Annotated in this window: 22 protein-coding genes; 8 read left to right on the top strand and 14 right to left on the bottom strand. The window is 56.2% G+C overall.

Annotated elements, in window-relative coordinates; all coding sequences use genetic code 11:
- Positions 1 to 18: 18 nt before the first annotated feature.
- Entirely contained in the window at positions 19 to 1,203 is a 1,185-nt protein-coding gene (gene chrA / locus KF767_14730) for a chromate efflux transporter (protein MBX3019138.1), read from the bottom strand.
- 10 nt (positions 1,204 to 1,213) lie between these two features.
- Positions 1,214 to 1,549, bottom strand: coding sequence for a winged helix-turn-helix transcriptional regulator (locus KF767_14735; protein ID MBX3019139.1), 336 nt, complete (start codon positions 1,547 to 1,549; stop codon positions 1,214 to 1,216).
- 44 nt (positions 1,550 to 1,593) lie between these two features.
- Here KF767_14735 and arsB point away from each other — a divergent pair, with 44 nt between their 5' ends.
- Positions 1,594 to 2,631: an ACR3 family arsenite efflux transporter gene (gene arsB, locus KF767_14740; GenBank protein MBX3019140.1), complete on the top strand. Its 1,038-nt coding sequence runs from the start codon at positions 1,594 to 1,596 to the stop codon at positions 2,629 to 2,631.
- A 1-nt stretch (position 2,632) separates the two neighbouring features.
- Positions 2,633 to 3,049 (top strand): arsenate reductase ArsC, encoded by a 417-nt coding sequence (locus KF767_14745; protein ID MBX3019141.1) that lies wholly within the window; start codon positions 2,633 to 2,635, stop codon positions 3,047 to 3,049.
- Position 3,050: 1 nt separating this feature from the next.
- Here KF767_14745 and KF767_14750 read toward each other — a convergent pair whose 3' ends face one another.
- The 5 genes from KF767_14750 to KF767_14770 form a co-directional block, all read right to left on the bottom strand.
- On the bottom strand, positions 3,051 to 3,236 hold the full coding sequence (locus KF767_14750; protein MBX3019142.1) for a hypothetical protein: 186 nt from the start codon (positions 3,234 to 3,236) through the stop codon (positions 3,051 to 3,053).
- Positions 3,218 to 3,508, bottom strand: a complete 291-nt coding sequence (locus KF767_14755; protein MBX3019143.1) for a hypothetical protein — start codon at positions 3,506 to 3,508, stop codon at positions 3,218 to 3,220. The genes KF767_14750 and KF767_14755 overlap by 19 nt, the downstream gene beginning before the upstream one ends.
- Positions 3,509 to 3,682: 174 nt before the next feature.
- The gene (locus tag KF767_14760) at positions 3,683 to 3,943 is read right to left on the bottom strand and encodes a HigA family addiction module antidote protein (protein ID MBX3019144.1); all 261 of its coding nucleotides are present in this window, start codon (positions 3,941 to 3,943) and stop codon (positions 3,683 to 3,685) included.
- A gap of 7 nt (positions 3,944 to 3,950) precedes the next feature.
- On the bottom strand, positions 3,951 to 4,244 hold the full coding sequence (locus KF767_14765) for a type II toxin-antitoxin system RelE/ParE family toxin (GenBank protein ID MBX3019145.1): 294 nt from the start codon (positions 4,242 to 4,244) through the stop codon (positions 3,951 to 3,953).
- Positions 4,245 to 4,257: 13 nt separating this feature from the next.
- A complete protein-coding gene (locus KF767_14770) occupies positions 4,258 to 4,923 on the bottom strand; it encodes a formylglycine-generating enzyme family protein (protein MBX3019146.1) in 666 nt (221 codons plus the stop codon).
- Positions 4,924 to 5,010: 87 nt separating this feature from the next.
- On the opposite strand from KF767_14770, the gene KF767_14775 reads away from it, so the two are divergent.
- The 3 genes from KF767_14775 to KF767_14785 all read left to right on the top strand — a co-directional run bounded on the left by KF767_14775 (position 5,011) and on the right by KF767_14785 (position 6,755).
- Positions 5,011 to 5,268, top strand: a complete 258-nt coding sequence (locus KF767_14775; GenBank protein MBX3019147.1) for a hypothetical protein — start codon at positions 5,011 to 5,013, stop codon at positions 5,266 to 5,268.
- A gap of 161 nt (positions 5,269 to 5,429) precedes the next feature.
- Entirely contained in the window at positions 5,430 to 5,792 is a 363-nt protein-coding gene (locus KF767_14780) for a DUF1428 domain-containing protein (protein MBX3019148.1), read from the top strand.
- Positions 5,793 to 6,074: 282 nt separating this feature from the next.
- Positions 6,075 to 6,755: a class I SAM-dependent methyltransferase gene (locus tag KF767_14785; protein MBX3019149.1), complete on the top strand. Its 681-nt coding sequence runs from the start codon at positions 6,075 to 6,077 to the stop codon at positions 6,753 to 6,755.
- 8 nt (positions 6,756 to 6,763) lie between these two features.
- Here the strand turns inward: KF767_14785 and KF767_14790 are convergent, their stop codons facing one another.
- The 3 genes from KF767_14790 to KF767_14800 are packed head-to-tail and all read right to left on the bottom strand — an operon-like array spanning position 6,764 to position 8,994.
- Positions 6,764 to 7,468, bottom strand: coding sequence for a hypothetical protein (locus KF767_14790; GenBank protein MBX3019150.1), 705 nt, complete (start codon positions 7,466 to 7,468; stop codon positions 6,764 to 6,766).
- Positions 7,469 to 7,522: 54 nt separating this feature from the next.
- Positions 7,523 to 8,206 (bottom strand): hypothetical protein, encoded by a 684-nt coding sequence (locus KF767_14795; GenBank protein MBX3019151.1) that lies wholly within the window; start codon positions 8,204 to 8,206, stop codon positions 7,523 to 7,525.
- A gap of 11 nt (positions 8,207 to 8,217) precedes the next feature.
- The gene (locus KF767_14800; protein MBX3019152.1) at positions 8,218 to 8,994 is read right to left on the bottom strand and encodes an alpha/beta hydrolase; all 777 of its coding nucleotides are present in this window, start codon (positions 8,992 to 8,994) and stop codon (positions 8,218 to 8,220) included.
- Between the two features lie 62 nt (positions 8,995 to 9,056).
- Between KF767_14800 and KF767_14805 the strand changes: the two genes are divergently transcribed.
- On the top strand, positions 9,057 to 9,569 hold the full coding sequence (locus KF767_14805; GenBank protein ID MBX3019153.1) for a hypothetical protein: 513 nt from the start codon (positions 9,057 to 9,059) through the stop codon (positions 9,567 to 9,569).
- On the opposite strand, the gene KF767_14810 is transcribed toward KF767_14805, so the two are convergent.
- On the bottom strand, positions 9,566 to 9,802 hold the full coding sequence (locus KF767_14810; GenBank protein ID MBX3019154.1) for a hypothetical protein: 237 nt from the start codon (positions 9,800 to 9,802) through the stop codon (positions 9,566 to 9,568). The two genes, KF767_14805 and KF767_14810, sit on opposite strands and share 4 nt — an antisense overlap.
- Before the next feature lie 154 nt (positions 9,803 to 9,956).
- Between KF767_14810 and KF767_14815 the strand changes: the two genes are divergently transcribed.
- A complete protein-coding gene (locus tag KF767_14815; GenBank protein ID MBX3019155.1) occupies positions 9,957 to 10,751 on the top strand; it encodes a DUF3750 domain-containing protein in 795 nt (264 codons plus the stop codon).
- Here the strand turns inward: KF767_14815 and KF767_14820 are convergent.
- Positions 10,748 to 11,629, bottom strand: a complete 882-nt coding sequence (locus KF767_14820; protein ID MBX3019156.1) for a LysR family transcriptional regulator — start codon at positions 11,627 to 11,629, stop codon at positions 10,748 to 10,750. The genes KF767_14815 and KF767_14820 overlap by 4 nt on opposite strands.
- A 140-nt stretch (positions 11,630 to 11,769) precedes the next feature.
- Between KF767_14820 and KF767_14825 the strand changes: the two genes are divergently transcribed.
- Positions 11,770 to 14,523 carry a CHASE domain-containing protein gene (locus KF767_14825; protein MBX3019157.1) on the top strand — a complete coding sequence of 918 codons (2,754 nt, stop codon included), beginning with the start codon at positions 11,770 to 11,772 and terminating at the stop codon, positions 14,521 to 14,523.
- A 195-nt stretch (positions 14,524 to 14,718) separates the two neighbouring features.
- On the opposite strand, the gene KF767_14830 is transcribed toward KF767_14825, so the two are convergent.
- Entirely contained in the window at positions 14,719 to 15,615 is an 897-nt protein-coding gene (locus KF767_14830; protein MBX3019158.1) for an FAD-dependent oxidoreductase, read from the bottom strand.
- A gap of 29 nt (positions 15,616 to 15,644) precedes the next feature.
- Positions 15,645 to 16,724 carry an alpha/beta fold hydrolase gene (locus KF767_14835; GenBank protein ID MBX3019159.1) on the bottom strand — a complete coding sequence of 360 codons (1,080 nt, stop codon included), beginning with the start codon at positions 16,722 to 16,724 and terminating at the stop codon, positions 15,645 to 15,647.
- Positions 16,725 to 16,745: the final 21 nt, after the last annotated feature.

The raw sequence follows: 16,745 nt of genomic DNA on the forward strand, positions 1-16,745 counted from the left end.
CAGGTCAGCTCAACACTCCTAGCTCAGAAATATCTTTAGGGAACCAAAAAGTGCGCCCGCCAAGACCAACCATGCTGAATTGATCTTCCATCGGATCAAGATGACGGCACTAACCACACCAAGAGCAATGGTTGTTGTATCAACCAAAGCTGCTTTTCCAAGTAGAATGGTGACAGCACCCATAAGGCCAAGAGATGCCGCATTCACGCCATCTAAAAATGCACCCGCCCACGTTGATTTTCTAATTGCCGGAATCAGTCGGCTCGAAATCGCCACAAAAAAGAAGGATGGGAGAAAAATGCCAAGTGTCGCGATGAACGCTCCGCTTACGCCAGAAAGAATGTAGCCGATGAAGGTTGCTGTGGTGAAGACGGGACCTGGAGTAAATTGACCCACTGCTGTTGCATCTAAAAGCTGACTTTGAGTGAGCCAGCCATATTTTTCAACCAGCGTGCCTTGCAAGAACGCAAGAAGAACATATCCACTGCCATAGAGCACTGAGCCAACTTTCAAGAAGAAAAGAAATAGTTTTCCATGGCTAAAAGGAACAAGCATTGGAACTGTCGCCAAAGCGCCGAGTGCCCATGCAGATCGGCGTGAAAATATGCTTACAGCCAATAGGGCACCGATAGTTGGACCGCTTCCTCGCATTTGGACCTTCCGAATGAGAAGAGTCAGAAATCCAAAACCAAGCAAAATCAAAAGCTCCGATTGTCCCAAGAGACTTGCACCCATAGCACAAACCCCTAAGACAGCTAAGAGCTTGGACTTCATTGTTTTACGCGCAAGATTCCAAATGGCTTGAGCAATGATGGCTACAATGACGGGCTTCGTCCCATACAAGAGGCCCTGCACTTCCGGGAGCTTTCCGTAGATAGAATAAGCCCAAGCAACGACCATAACGATGGTCATTGCGGGAAAAATGAAACACACACCAGCTACAATCAATCCCCAAAAGCCTGCGCGTTCTTGTCCAATGTGAATGGCCATCTCTGTAGAGTTCGGACCTGGAATCAAGTTCGTGGCTCCGATGAAATCCAAGAATTGATTTTCGGTGAGCCATTTGCGTTTTCGCACAACCTCTTCTTCCATCATAGCGATATGAGCCGCAGGGCCACCGAAGCCTATGGTTCCGAGTTTAAGAAAAAGAAGTGCGAGTTCTTTAAGGTTTTTTAAAAGATCCTCTTTTTTTAAATCGTGCACGGGTCATCACCTAACAGCAGTTATCTTGTCTGAGTTTACTTATTTTTTGCGACCAATCGCTAAGGTGTCGCTGATAGCGGTCAAATACTTTCCAGTCGATACAATATCGAGATCTTGGACCATCAACCGTGCCTTTAATGAGTCCTATTTCTTTAAGAGCCTTTAGGTGCTGACTCACGGTGGATTGTGCCAGAGGAAGGTCCAATACCAGATCGCCGCAGATGCACTCCTTTTTTTCTGCAAGCAGGGTCAAAATCGCAATCCTTGCGGGATGCGCCAAAGCCTTGGACCATTCGGAAAGTTGGATGTCACGATTCGGAAAATCTTCTGTTCTTGCTAATGCCATAAATTAATCGTATATCGTAATCATACGATTATCAAGGATCACTTATGAATAGACTTTCTTTTTTGGATCGCTACCTAACCTTATGGATTTTTGCGGCTATGACTTTTGGCGTTCTGGTAGGACGCTTTGTGCCTTCGTTTTCATTAATGCTCGAACAGATGAGCGTTGGCTCTACCTCGATACCCATTGCGGTTGGATTGATCCTGATGATGTATCCTCCACTAGCAAAAGTGAAATATGAGGAGCTGCCAAAGGTTTTCTCTAACACGAAAGTGCTTATGCTTTCTCTTGTTCAGAATTGGCTCTTGGGACCAATTCTGATGTTCGCGTTGGCAGTGACATTTTTGAGGGACTACCCGGAATACATGACAGGCCTTATTCTTATCGGAATAGCTCGATGTATTGCAATGGTCATCGTATGGAATGACCTAGCGGGTGGAAGCAGAGAATACTGCGCGGGACTCGTGGCGCTCAATTCACTTTTTCAGATTTTTACTTTTCCTTTCCTGGCTTACTTCTTTCTAACTACGGTTCCCGGTTGGCTTGGAATTGCGGCTGTTGAGGTGAATATCACCATATGGGATGTTGCCGTAGCGGTTCTTATTTATCTGGGGATTCCGTTTTTGGCAGGATTTCTTACGAGAAGAGTTTTGATTGGAGCCAAGGGAAAAAATTGGTTTGAGCAGGAGTTCGTGCCGATAGTTTCCCCTCTCACGCTCGTGTTTTTGCTTTTCACGATTGTAGTCATGTTCTCCCTTAAGGGTGATCGCATTATCGAGCTTCCATTAGATGTTTTGAGAATCGCAGTTCCTTTACTGATCTATTTTGTGTTGATGTTTTTATTCTCCTTCTATATGAGCCGAAAAGCCGGGGCTGACTATGAAAAATCAGCGACACTTTCATTCACCGCTGCGTCTAATAACTTTGAACTAGCAATAGCGGTCGCAGTCGCAACATTTGGAATCCACCACGGAGCTGCTTTTGCAGCGGTGATCGGTCCTCTTGTTGAAGTGCCTGTGCTTATTGGACTTGTTTCCGTTTCACTTTGGATTCGTAAAACTTATTTTTTGAAGGTGGCTTAAAATGAAGATTCTATTTTTATGTGTAGCAAATTCTGCTCGCAGCCAGTTAGCTGAAGGTTTAGCAAAAGCATTATTTGGAAATAACGTGCAGATCGAAAGTGCTGGTTCTGAGCCTTCAGGGAAGGTGCAGCCCTTGGCGGTTGAATCGCTCAAAGAAATTGGCATCGACATCACTCAAAATTGGTCGAAATCTTACGATCAACTCTCACCGAAGTTTTTGGTGGATCTAGATTTTGTCATTACTCTCTGTGCGGAGGAAGTGTGTCCCGCGATGGTCTCTAAGGCGAAAAGAATCCACTGGCCAATAAAAGATCCAGCGAAGGCCCCAGAAAATGAAAAGGCCGAGGCCTTTAGAATTGCTAGGGATGAAATCAAAGAAAAATTGGAGTTATTCGGGCGAGAGCAGAACCTGCTTTGATTTATTTTTGGAGATTTTTTTTCTGCACCGGAAGAAGCATCGGTTTTCCCCAGTTTGAGCTTTGGGCTTCCTTAAGAAGCCTAAGCTGTGCAATGCGAAGCTCTAAAATGACATTAGACAAACGACCACTCGCTACGGCAGTAATCGCTAATCCTAACGCTATCGGAATCAATTTTTCGATGCCCATAGAATTTTCTTCCTTTCTCTTTCAGAAAGGCCAGAAACACAAAATTCCCGCCGTTTAAGATCTTGAAAGTAATTCTGGATCGCCACCGTCGTTTTTCCGTATTTCTCGGCCAGTTGTTTACGGGAATAGCCTTCGACCCACCGCAGTCGCGCCAGCTCCGCGAGATCAAGCCTTGGCTCCCGCCACTGGATCGGGTAGGTTTCTACCTTAACCAGTGGTTCTCCTATCCTCGGATGGCGGGCACCAAGAAAATCGGCGCAGCCGATTTTCATGTCCGTTGATCTGCTTCCGCGCGGGTGCGCGGTGATCGCGACGAACCCGCTCCACGGGTTCGCCGGCCCTTCGGGGCTGCTTCGTCTGCGGACCCGGCATGCCGTTGATACGCGCCATTATCTGCATTTTTCAGAGCTTTGCGAGGTCACCATTTCGAAATGTTTAGCTGTCGTTCAGGCGACCTTCCTACGCGCGACCCAAAGATCATACTCCGCCTGAATTCGTACCCACATCTCCGCCGTCGTGCCGAGCACTCTCTCCAGAATGATGGCGAAGTCGGGGGAGATCGCTCTTTTTCCGTTCACAATTTCATTGATCTTGCGTGGGGAGCATCCGCATCTCTCTGCAAGCTGGGTCTGGTTCACACCCATTTCGGCCATGTAGACTTCATTCAACACCACTCCGGGATGCATGGGCTTGGGATTTTTAATCATAAACACCTCAATGATAATTCTCGATCTTGACGTCAATAAACTCGCCGGCCTTGAACTTGAAAGTGATGCACCAAGGCAGTTTGATCGTGAGGCTCCAATCGTCCTTCCGATTCCCTTGCAGCTTATGCAGCCGAATGTTCGGTGGTTGTCCTTTGATCTTCAAGTCGTTCATATCTGTCGTGCCGTGCATGATAGTCAGTAGGGCTTTGGCGCGAAGCCAAAGCTCCTTGGGGAGTGACTTGGAGGCATCGGTTTCCCCGCTGAAAAATACTTCAGATCGACGTCGCTTCTTTCTTAACAAGCGACTTGTGGGTTTAGTCGAAAATGGATCTGGCTATTCGAAATCCCAAATCGTCGATTTGATAACTCTGCATACTGCGGCGCCGATTCGTGGCAAGGCAGCCTCGCTCGGGGTCGTTCCATCCACCACCACGAAAGACGCGATAAGTTCCATAAACTTCTGGATCGTATAAATCTTCGCACCACTCCCAAACATTGCCTAACATGTCGTACAAACCCCATTCGTTAGGTTTTTTCAAACCCACAGCATGAGGGGTTCCCGAAGAGTTTCCCTCGTACCAACCAATTTCGGAGAGTTCTCCATACCTTGGCTTCTTCGAGCCTGCCTTGCATGCGTACTCCCACTCGGCTTCTGTCGGAAGGCGATATCCATTTGCTGTCTTGTCCAAAATCGACGTCTTTTCGCCGATCTCGTAACAACGTCTGAGTCCCGATTGCTCTGATAGTTTATTGCAAAAATCGATGCAATCCGTCCAGCTCACGCTCTCGACGGGATTTTCTGAGCCCCGAAATACCGATGGGTTTTCCCCCATAACGCGGAAGTAAACATTTTGCGTCACCTGGTACTTCGAGAGAAAAAATGAGGCGAGGTCCGTCGTCCAGATTTTTCCTTTGCGATCATCTCGCATAGAAAGACTGCCCGTCGGAATTTTTACTAATTGATTCTCAATTCTCAACATAAGTATTAGATACTAACTCTATTGCGTCGGCAGACAAGCGGTTCAAAACTCTTCAAGCCCGGCGCACCAGAAAGCAAAGGCATTCCCATCGAAGACTTTATTCCGCCCCGGCCCCCCAAATCTTTTCGTGTCACTCTCGAGCTGAATAAGCGAGCGGCGCGGTTAGACACGATTCTTTTGGCCGCCCTCAGGGAACAAAAAGAGAATCTTGATCTTCGAAATATCACCCGCTCCCAGATCAAAACCCTGTTCACCACGGGTAAGATTTTGATCAAAGGCCAAAAGGCGACCCCGAAATCCGCCATCGCCAAGGGCATCACGTACGTCGATATTTTGGGTTACTAGACGCTGCATTCGAAATGGCGAGCTGGATCTGATTCAGGTCCCCCGGGGCTTTTTCAACGACAAGATTGTCTTTATGTCGATTGCTCTCGCCTTCGGTGCTTGCTTGGGCGTGACTCTGCCGGAATAATTGACGTGGGTTTTTAACCTTCGAAAGGATTCGTATGGCGCACTACGTGGACGGCTTTCTTATTCCGATCAAAAAATCGAAACTCAAAGCTTACAAAAAGATGGCTCAGATCGGGTGCAAGACCTGGATGAAGCATGGGGCTTTGAGCTACTACGAATGTGTCGCCGATGAACACATGGCTTACGGCACGGGCTTCAAAAAGCTGTGCAAGCTCAAGCCGAATGAGACCGTCATTTTCGCCTACATCGTCTACAAGTCGAAAGCGCACCGCAATCAGGTGAACAAGAAGGTCCATAAAGAGTTTAGCGACATGGGCGGAGAGGCGGCCTTCGAAATGCCTTACGACATGAAGCGCTTCTCTTCCGCCGGCTTCAAGGCCTTGGTGAAATCGAAGTAGCGTCTTCACCCAAAGCGGGAGAGCGCCTTGATCATCAGCCGGAATGACGTCTGCGGTTTGTGGATCTGATTGACCGTGCCGGAGAGGAAGAGATTCTTCTCCGGGCAGTGGAACAAAAAGGCGCCGGAAAGACCCGAGTGTCCCACCAGATCCGGAATGCGCGTGAACGGCGGCGTTCGTTTCGCGGAGTTTCTGCAGGATCCGCAGATCTATATGAACAAAGCGCGAGCCGAAGCCGCGAAAACGTCCTCGCCCTGAGCGTTGACGAACCGGGAGGAACGGATGTCCGACTATTTCAGTAAAGACGCTTCGAAAAGTTACGACGAAAGAAATCGCAAGCTGGCGCCGATTGCCGACGGGATGCACTTCCTGATCCGTTTGGCGCTCAAAGAGCTGCCGCCGCGCGCGCGGATTCTGTGCGTCGGTGTCGGGACGGGCGCCGAGATTTTGTCGCTTGCCGAGGCCTATCCCGATTGGACGTTCGTGGGCGTCGATCCCGCGGAAGGCATGCTCGACGTCTGCCGCGAACGCCTGGCGAAAGCCGGTCACGCCGCACGCGTGGAGCTGATTCACGGCTACGTTCAGGATGCGCCCGCCGGGGAAAACTTCGACGCCGCGCTCAGTATCCTCGTCGGTCATTTCGTGAAACGCACCGAGCGCGCCGATTTCTACGGCCAGATGACGAAACGTTTGCGGCCCGGCGGTGTGCTCGTGAACACGGAAATCAGCTTCGATCTCGACTCGCCGGAGGTTTCCTCGATGCTCCCGAACTGGATGCGCGTGCAAGAGATGATGGGTGCCACGCCCGAGTCCCTCGCGCAGGTGCCGCGGCTGCTTCGCGAAGCGCTCACGGTTTTACCGCCCGCCGAGACCGAGAAATTCATCAAAGAATCGGGGATTCCCGTCCCGGTTCGCTTCTTTCAAGCTTTCATGATCTCGGGCTGGTACGGGCAAAAGTCCTAAAGACCGACTCAAGGTCCGTCGCAGGTCAGCGGCAGATAGGTTCCGCGCATCGCGATCCCCACGTAGGGACCGTACTTGATTTCGCCCGCGTCGTCCCAGACGAGGATGCGGGCGTTCGTTTCCTTCGCCGCGCCGATCTTGAAATCGTGACGGAAGGTCACCTTCGCGTTCGCGGGCGCCGCGAACTTCAGCGGGGCCAGGTCGTGCTTTTCGTCCACCATGGCGAGCGCGACGATTTTCGATTCACCATCGGCGGCGACGGGCGCGCGCTGGAGCTCGGATTTTGGAACTTCGACCGTGAACTCGGGGCGGTACTTCGAGCCGCCGTCGTTTTCACACCAGAATACGCCCAGAAGATGCGCGGGGGCCTTCAACGTCCCCAGTAAACCTTTGGCGTCGTAAAGGGCGATCGTGCCCGCGAGCTTCACCGGATAGTTGCGCGCGGTGTAGGGCGTGTCGTCCTGATTCGAGGGGGAATTCGTGCCGTCGACCTGCTCGTTCGGGAAAACGATTTTCAGGCGGTAGTGGTTCGCTTGCTGAGCCACCTCGAGGTACACGGCGCCCAGCGCACCTGCGGGAAGTTCCCCCGGCGTCGCGGTGGTCGTCGTGGGGGCCGCGGCCGAAGCCGGCGCGAGTTCCGTGGCGGGGGGTGCCGCTTTTTTCGTGCAGGCAAAAATGCAGGGCAGAAGCAGGAAAACGAAAAGTTTCTTCATCCGGACATTGAAGAGGACTCTCCGTTCGGAGTCAATTTCCGTATGGGCGCAACCTCAATTCGCGGGAACTTCGACGAGGCCGTTGTAGAACAGAGGTTTCGTGCCGACACGCCACTTGCGTCCCCCGTTCGAGGTGGTGGCTTTGAAGATCAGCTCTTGGCCGCGTTTCATGTCGCGCTCCAGTGTCTTCTCGGAAGAGGTGAAGCTCGCGTCTTGCGTGAGCCAGGCTTCGCCGATCCCGCGTGCGTTCACCCAGATATGCGAAAGCGTCGCGCGCGGATGGACCGAGGGGCGCATGAGCGGTTCGCCGATGGCCCAGGTATCGCCGCCGTCGTCCGAAATGATGAACTCGTACTGTTCGCCCGGTCCGGCCACGCCCCACTCCAGGATGACCCAAACGCGGCGATTGTATTCATCTTGCAGAACGTTGGTAACGACGTGGTTGCGAAATCGTTCGCTCAGGTCGAGGAGCGATTTTTCTTTTCCCTTCGTGATTTCGATGACGGGACCGAAACCGTACTGTTCGTCCATCGCGGGATCGTCGCCGGGTTTCGCCTTGATTTGCAAAACGCGAAACGCGCGATCTTTCCATTCGAACTTGCGATCCGTCGTGGGCGTTTGCGAAACGAGCGCGGCGGTGCCCGGGGCCGCGAGCACGGGCTTCAACTGCGCTTCCTTGGTTGCGGCTTGGCCGACGATCGAGAACAGCAAAATGAAAATGGCGAAAAGAGTTTTCATACTCCGCAGGTCTAGCGAACCAGGAACTCCGCGACAAGGTCCAAGATCAGGTCCGGTTTTTCCCGATGCGGAACGTGACCGCAGTCCGTCAAGAGGTGCATTTCCGTGGACCCGGCGGCGCCGTCACGGAGCGTCTCGGGAAAGCGCGCCGAGCCGTACTCGTCTTGATCCCCATGCAGAATTAAAAGGGGCGAGGTCACGTGGGCGAGCGTCGATCGCAAACTCCAGTCGCGAAACTCCGGTGAAAGCCAGACGCCGATCCACGCGTCGAGTACCCAAGCGGTTTTCGGCCCGTGGTATTTTTCAAGTTTCGCGAAGACCTCGGGGCGCGCGAACTTTGTCGCGGCCGCTTCGATGCCCGTGCGGGTGCGGTCTTCCACGAAGGCCTGCGCCGATTCCGAAATCACCGCTTGGCAGCGTGATCCGAAATGTGCGGCCGCCGTGACGGCCATCGCGCCGCCGACGCTATGGCCGAAAAGCGCGAACTCCCGCACGCCAAGCGTGTCGAGAACCCGCGGCAGGTAGATCTCGGCTTCTTCTTCGATGAAACGCGCCGACGGGCGCAAGGGGCGGGCGGAAGACTCGCCGAAGCCCCACCGATCGTAGGCAATCACTGAGCGATCCAGGCGCGCCGCCAGTCGCTCCGGAAAATCCCGCCACGTCGCGATCGCGCCCAGCGAGTCATGAAGCAAAACGAGCGGCGCTCGATCCGCCTCGGACTCCCAAAGACGTGCGATCATCTCGCCTTTCTTTTCCGGAAGGGGAATACGGATCGTTCGGCTCGTCATCATCTCGCTCCTCGGGACTCTCATCTTGATTCACGGGGCGGGAATGTCTAGTCTGAATGCCGATGAATCCACTGAATCCACGCAACGAAACGCTGCTTTTTCAGTTCGACATGACTTGGGCGCTCGCGACTTACCACCTGCCGCGGCTCAACGAGCAAAATATGTTCTGGGAGCCCTCGCCCCATGCGTGGACGATCCGCCAAGGCGCGGACGGACTTTGGCGGCCCGACTTCGCCGAGACGGAGCCGATCCCGCTCCCCACGCCGACGGCGGCGTGGGTGTTATGGCAGATCCGTTGGTGGTGGACGGGGGCGCTTCAGGCGGCGGAAGGAAAACCCTTGCCGGGCGTTCACGAGGTTGAGCCGTTCGGAACGGCCGCGATGGCCGAAAAAGAAATCGCCGCGCTGGCGCAGACGTGGCGACACAAACTGCAAACGGCGGATTTGGACGTCAAGGTCCAGCATCTTTGGGCTGAGCCGACGCCGCTTTGGCAAACGGCCGCGTGGCTGAACGCCGAGCTCATGAAGAACGTTTCCGAAGTCGGAAACCTGATCACGCTTTTCGAAGCGCGTTAGTTGTAGCGTCGCGGGGGTGCGCGACGGTCTTCGCAGCTTGCGGGCAGCGAACGGACGCTGGCGCGGCAGCGGGCGGCCTCTTCGTCACCGCGGTGTTCGCGAACCTGTTCGCAGAAGTCGCGGCGGGCTTCGATCTTGCGACGAAGATCGTCGCAGTCGACGGTCGGATTGTATTTCGCGAAGACGGGAAGAGTGGTCAGAACCAGGAGTGAAGTCCAAAGAAGTGCGCGCATAAGTCCCTCCAGGGCCGCTTCTAACCCTTTCTGCGAGCGGCTCACAAGGCTTTTGAAAACTCGAAACGTTGACAGAGGCGAATCTTAATTCGTGGCGAAATACCCCATGGGATTTTTCCATGCTCTTTCCATTTCAACGCGATAATCTGCGCCGATGACTCCCTTTCTCTTTGTGTTCGCGCTCTTCGGTTTGGATTTGGCTCAGGCTCAGGATTGGCGCACGGCCGATCGCTCGAGCGCGGGCCTCGCGCCCCGTCCCCAAGACGAGAAGCGCGCCGTCGTGCAAATGTACGCCGCCCGCGTGATCGGGTGGAAGGGCACTTTCGGCGTTCATTCCTGGATCGCGGTGAAGGAAAAGGACGCGACCTTCTACGAACGGCTGGAGGTGATCGGTTACCGCGCACGCCGGGGGCTGGAGGTCGTCGTCGTGCACCAGGCCGAACCCGATGGGCGTTGGTTCGGCGCCGAACCCGAGCTGCTGCGCGATTTGCGTGGCGCTTCCGCCGAGCGCGCCATTCCGAAAATCAAGGCGGCCGCCGCGAGCTATCCTTACCCGAAAGAGTACCGCGTTTGGCCCGGCCCGAACTCCAACAGCTTCGTGTCGCATATCCTGCGGCAAGTGCCCGAGATCGGCGTGGAGCTGCCCGCGAACGCGGTGGGGAAAGACTGGATCGGGCGGGGCGCGCCGTTCGGGCTCAGCGAAACGCGGACGGGGATTCAATTTTCACTTTTCGGGCTCTTGGGACTGACGCTGGGGCTTGGTGAAGGGATCGAGTTCAATTTCTTGGGCGCGACGTTCGGCATCGACTTTCTTCGCCCCGCCTTGAAGCTCCCGATGGTGGGACGCGTGGGGATGCAGGACAAACCGATTTTTGCCGACGATGACGAAACCCCGCTCGATCAGTCCGAGACCCAACCCCTGGTCATCGAGCGTGAGCCGAAACCCTAGCGCGAGTCCAAACGGTCCCACACCTTGCCGAGCCACGAGAGCTGCGCGGGGTCTTTCGTGACGACCCGAATCGTCTGCGTGCAGGTGTAGGGACAGCCCGACACTTTCAAGGGCACGAGCTGCGCGCTGGCGATGAAGTAATCGGGAAGGTAGGCGAGCGCGAGTCCGCGGTCGACCAAGTTCTCCATGAGCTTCAGGCCGCAGACCTTGTACTTGATCTGGCGTGGGAATTTGTCGTCGCGCCAACCGTCGATCGACGAGGCTTTCGCGATTTTTCCCAGGATCGCCGAGTCGGGCGCGACGAAGGGATGTTTAAGCAATTCCTCGACGGGGACGGCGCGGCTGCCGTACTTTTTCACCAACGGGTGGCTTTTACCCGCGCAGGTCAAGAACTCAACCCGGCTCAAAGTTTTCGCCACCAGATCTTGCGGCGGTTCCTGTGTGATGAGGGCCAGATGCGCTTCTCCGGTCCGTACCTGCTCGAGCGCTTGGTTTTCACTGCGGATCAGGAACTGAAGCTTCGCGGACGGGAAAAGCGCGTTGATCTCGCCCGCGATGTCCAGTCCCGCCGAGGTTTGCAGGATCTCCTCCGACGAGATGTAGACGTTCAAGCTTCCGCGTTCGCGACCGCGTAGCTCAAGGCGGGCGTCCTCTTCGAGCTGGAGAATGTGCGCGGCTTTACGGCGTAAAAGCTCGCCTTCGGGGGTCAGTCGGATCCCGCGACCGGATTTGAAGAAAAGCGGGGTTTGCAGCTCATCTTCCAGGCGCGCGATGGCTTTCGAGAGCGATCCGGGGGAAACATGGATTTCCGTAGCGGCACGATTCAGGTTTTCTCGTTGGGCGACCGCCAGAAAATAGCGCAGTTCGAAGATTTCCATGGACGAAACGGTTAGTCCGAAATCGTTTCGGCGTCTACCGCTTTTGTCCCGAATTTCCCCATTGTTTACGGGGTTGCTTAAGGTTCCCTAAATGACTACGCTTTTTCCATATTCCGTTCTGTGATGAGGGGTCCCCGCGAATGCCCGAAGCCACGATTCTCAAGTACGAGCGCGAGCGTATGCTCTTATCACCCGCCGTGGTGTTCGTGCTGTGCTCTTTGTTCACCGTGCTTGCATGGTTCGTGGCCTCGCTTTTGTCCACGGCGGAAAATAGCGCGCGTTTTGATCGCTCGGCTTTGTCGCTTCACTACGCTTTTAAAAACCGGATGAACGTGTACACGAATGCCCTCGTCTACACCCGCAACCTTTTCCAATTGAAGCCGGATTTATCCGCGGATGAGTTTCGCCAGTTCGTTCGCGGAATGAATCTGAAGGCGGAATATCCCGGCATCACGGTGATGGGCTACGTGCGGCGCTATTCCCGCGCCCAGCTTCTGCAGACCTTGCCGCGGCTACCGGAAAACGCGCGTGCGGTCCTCGATGTCGCGAAGGATGACTACGACGTCGTCGTCTATGCCGAAAGTTTGGTCGAGCAGGCTGGAAATGCCCTCGGCATGGATTTGTCGACCAGCTTACCACGTTACGAGGCGATGAACCGCGCGGCGACGCTCGGTCTTCCGGTGGCGACGGACAAAGTGACCCGGATTTCCGTGCCGGAATCCGCGGACGCCGGCGCGATCTTTTTGGTTTTTTCCCCGCACTACCGACAAGGCGTGAAGCTCGACACTCCCGAAGAGCGCCGCGAGGCCCTGATCGGTTTTGTTTACGCCGGGTTTCGCGCCCCCGTCCTGTTCGGGAATCTGGCGCAGGACGCGAAGATGCAAGATTCGAAACTCATTTTGCGCGTTTATGACGGCGCCGAGATGAGGCCGGAAGAGCTCGTATACGCCAAAGGGGATTTGCAGGACGCGGGCGAGTTTCGCACCACGATCAAGCTGCGCGCGGCCGAACACGACTGGGCCATTGATTTCATGGGCACGAAAGACTTCGCGCCCCCGTACTCGCGATATCTGCCGTTGATGGTCCTTTTTATGGGCATCGTCCTGACTTTCGCGGTCACGCTGTGGGCGCGTAAAGGTCAGCGTTTCGCCGCGAAACTTCAAGAGGACATCGAGATCCGGCACCTGACCGAAGCGCAGCTGCAGGAAGAAAAGCGCATCGTCGAGCTGACGTCGACCATCGGCACGACCCTCAAAGCCGAGCAAGATCTCGAGTCGATCGTGCAGATGGTGACGGACGTCGCGACGGATTTGACGGGCGCGAAATTTGGCGCGTTTTTCTACAATCTGCTGGACGCCAAAGGCGACACGATGACCCTGTACGTCCTGTCGGGCGCGAAGATTTCGGACTTCGCGCGGTTCGGAATGCCCCGTAATACGGAGGTGTTCCGAACGTCGTTCGAGGGCCGCGGCATGATGCGCGTGCATGATATCACGAAAGATCCGCGCTACGGCCGCAACGCCCCTTTACACGGAATGCCCGAGGGGCATCTTCCCGTGCGCAGCTATTTGTCCGCGCCGGTCATGTCGAAAAACGGGAAGGTGTTGGGAAGCCTGCTGTTCGGTCACCCCGAAGCCGGCGTCTTCACCGCGCGTTCCGAAGCGATTCTGAAATCGCTGGCCATTCAGGCGGGAATCGCGATGGACAACGCGAACCTCTATCGCGAGCTGACCCTCGCCCGCGCGCAAGCGGATTCGGCCAATCGCGCGAAGTCACTTTTCTTGGCGAACGTCAGTCACGAGATCCGCACCCCGCTCGGAATCATGCTGGGCTTCGCGGAATTGACCTCCGAACACAAAACCGATCCCGCGCGCGTGGACGAGAACATGAAGAAGATCTTGCGCAACGGACGCGAACTTACGCGCATCATCGGCGAGGTTCTGGACCTTTCCAAAATCGAAGCGAACGCGCTTTTGATCGAGAACTCGGCGATTCCGTTGATGCCGTTTTTGACCGAGATGCGCAACGAGTGGGGGCTCCTGATCCAGGCGAAGAAGCTTGGCTTCGAGTTCGAGATCGAAGGTGTGCTGCCCGCCGAAATCCGCACGGATTCGACCCGTTTGACGCAGATTCTGACGAATCTTTTGAACAACGCTTTGAAGTTCACCGAAAGCGGCGCCATTCGCGTGCGCGTTTCGGTGGCCGAGTCGCAGATTGACTTCGAAATCGAGGATACGGGGCTCGGGATTTCGCCAGAGAACCAGCAGCAGCTCTTCAAAACCTTTTCGCAGGGGGATTCGTCGATCACCCGTCGCTTTGGCGGCAGCGGGTTGGGCCTTGCGCTGTCGAAGCAGCTCGCGATCGCGTTGGGCGGAGACCTGCGTTTGGGGCGCAGTCAGCTGGGCCAGGGTAGCCTCTTCATCCTGACCTTGCCGATCCGGCAAGAGGCGGGAGTTGCGATCGACGTCGTGGGTTCGCGTCCCGGCGTGACCGCGACGGACTTGACTGGGATCAAGGTTTTGCTGGTGGAAGATTCCATCGATAACCAGCAGCTCATCAGCACCTTCTTGGAAAAAGCGAATGCGACCGTGGTCACCGCCGACAACGGCGAAGAGGGCGTCACGGAAGCTTTGCGGACGCACTACGACGTCGTGCTGATGGACATCCAAATGCCGGTGCTCGATGGCTACGGCGCTTACGAAAAACTTCGCGGCGCGGGTTACGATCGCCCGGTGATCGCGTTGACCGCGCACGCGCTCATCGAAGAAAAAGACAAAGCCTTCAGCATGGGTTTTTACGACTATTTGACGAAGCCCGTGAATCGCAAAGCGCTCATCATCGCCATCGGCCAAGCGGCTTTCTTTGGCGGTCGCGGCGCCGACGCCAATCCTTAAGCCCGGATGAGTCGGGCCACGCGCTGACCGCTCATGAAGGCGCCATGCATGGTGCCGCGGGCGGAGCCGGTCTGGGTGGCCTCGCCGGCGAAGAAAATCGTCTCCGCGAGCGGTTTCCCGAAGGCCTTCGCGCCTTGCTGGCCTCCCACGCCGACGTAGCTGTACGCGCCCCGCGCGAACTCGTCACGGCTCCAGTCATGGTGGTGAACCGAGACGATCCTTTCGCGAAGTTCGACTTTCGAGAGCCCACTCCACGCGGTGAGTGTCGTGACCGCGGCGTCGACGAGTTCCGTTTCGCTCCAGGCGCTCATGGCCTCGGCGCGGGGGCCACCTTGCCAAGCCACCAGCAGCGGCGTGCGCCGCGGATGTTGGGTCCACCAGGTCGGAAAGTTGAACTCCGGACCCAAATGGACGAAGGAGACGGGGAGGTCCGCGCCCAGGTTTTCCCAGAATCTTTCCCGCATACGAAAGACGAGCTTTTGCACGTGGCCCACCTCGAGATGTCGCCAACGGCGACTCAGCTCCGAGGGGGCCGGGGACCAGACGAGGTCCGTGCCGTTTTTCAAAACGCCTAAGGGCAGGGTGCAGACCAGTTTTTTTGCGTGAAAGGTGCGCGTCCCTCCAGCGGCGTCCGTGACCTCCACGGTGACCCGACCGGGGCGCCACTCGATGCGGCGGGCCCGCGTATTGAGTCGGAGTTTTCCCTTCGCGATCAACTCCCGCGCCATCGCGTCGAGAAGCGGCCCATACCCGCACCGGGGACGAAAGTTCGCGACGCCTTCCAAGTCGGGGTCGTCGGTTTCCTCCGTGTCCATGAGTCCCCGTACGCTCAAACGTTCCAGGTTCGCCGCATGAAATCCTTCGACGAAACTTTGAAAAAGCGCGCGTTGATCCACCGTGAATGAATTCGGGACCTTCTTCCGCGCCGAGCGAAGAGGTCGCGGTCGGATGCGTCCGCGCGCGACCGCCGACGCGATCCCTCGCCTCCAGCACGAGCACGCTTAAATCCGAGGTCTGGAGTTCGCGCGCGCAGGCCAGGCCCGCGGCTCCCGCGCCCAAGATCAAGACATCAAGAGTGGAATTTTGAACCATGACTCACCTCGGATGAGTCCTTTGCAAACTCAATTCCGGTCGAGAAAGGCGATGGTCTTCGCGGTTAAATCGTCCGCGATGGCCGGAACTTCGTTGTGAAGCTCGTGATAGCCCTCGGAGTAGCGGATCAGCTCGAAGTGGCGCGCGTTTTTCTTCAAGAGCGTTTGGCTTTTCACGGCGTCCACGTAGGTGTCGTGCTCGCCGCCCAGAAAGACCAGGCCCTTGATCGCGGGATCGACCTTCCAACCGGGGGCTTGACGGTAAGCGGTCGAGAGCAGGTTCGTCGCGAACTCTTTCACCATGAACGGGGAGTTCGGCTTAATGGGGTCGAAATGAGGATCCTTGCCGTCGGGATAGCGATTGGAGGTGAGCGTGCGCAGCGTGATGATCTGATCGACCTGCAGGCTCTTCAGCAGGCAACGCGGAATCGAGGGGCCCGCGATTTCGCCCGCGCACGGATTCGGCGCGAGGCCCGGCGCGATCAAGATGACGGCTTGCGCCCACTTCTCGCTCGCCATGCGGTAGGCGGCGAGGCCTCCGGTCGACCAGCCGATCACGCGGATCGGGGATTTGGAGCAGTCGCGACCGTAAACGGGGTCGGGCGTTTCGGAGTAACGTTTCCAGACGAACTTCGCCTGCTGGTCGATTTCGAAATCGCGTTCGGTGACGAAGGGATCGCCGCCCGCGACGATGCGGGTCTTGGCCATGTCGCCGTCCGAGCCGCCCTGACCGAGATAGTCGAACATCAACACGCGGTAGCCGGCGCGGTTGAGCGCACCGAAATAGAAATCGTGATTGCGAATCGAGTCGCCCAAGCCCGGCAAGTAAAGAACGCAGCCCTTGAAGGTCGTATCTTTCGCTTCCAGCTGGTAGCCCATGCGCTGCGCGAAGGGGAGTTTACCGATCTTCTGTTTTTCGAGAAAAAGCGGCGACTGGCTGAGCGCGGTTTCGATCAGCTCGGCGCCTTTCCCCGCGGCCGTCTGGGCGACCGTACGGGCGGGCTTCGCCGCTCCCGTGGTGGACGTTTTTGCCGGGCTTCCCGGCGCCGTTTTCGGTGGGTGAGCGCAGCCCAAAAAAAGGAAAGAGAGAAGGAGGAGTCCGCGTGCCATCAGCTGTGGATTCTTGCGCGA

The sequence above is a fragment of the Pseudobdellovibrionaceae bacterium genome, assembly GCA_019637875.1.
In the GTDB taxonomy this organism is placed as follows: domain Bacteria; phylum Bdellovibrionota; class Bdellovibrionia; order Bdellovibrionales; family Bdellovibrionaceae; genus JAHBUW01.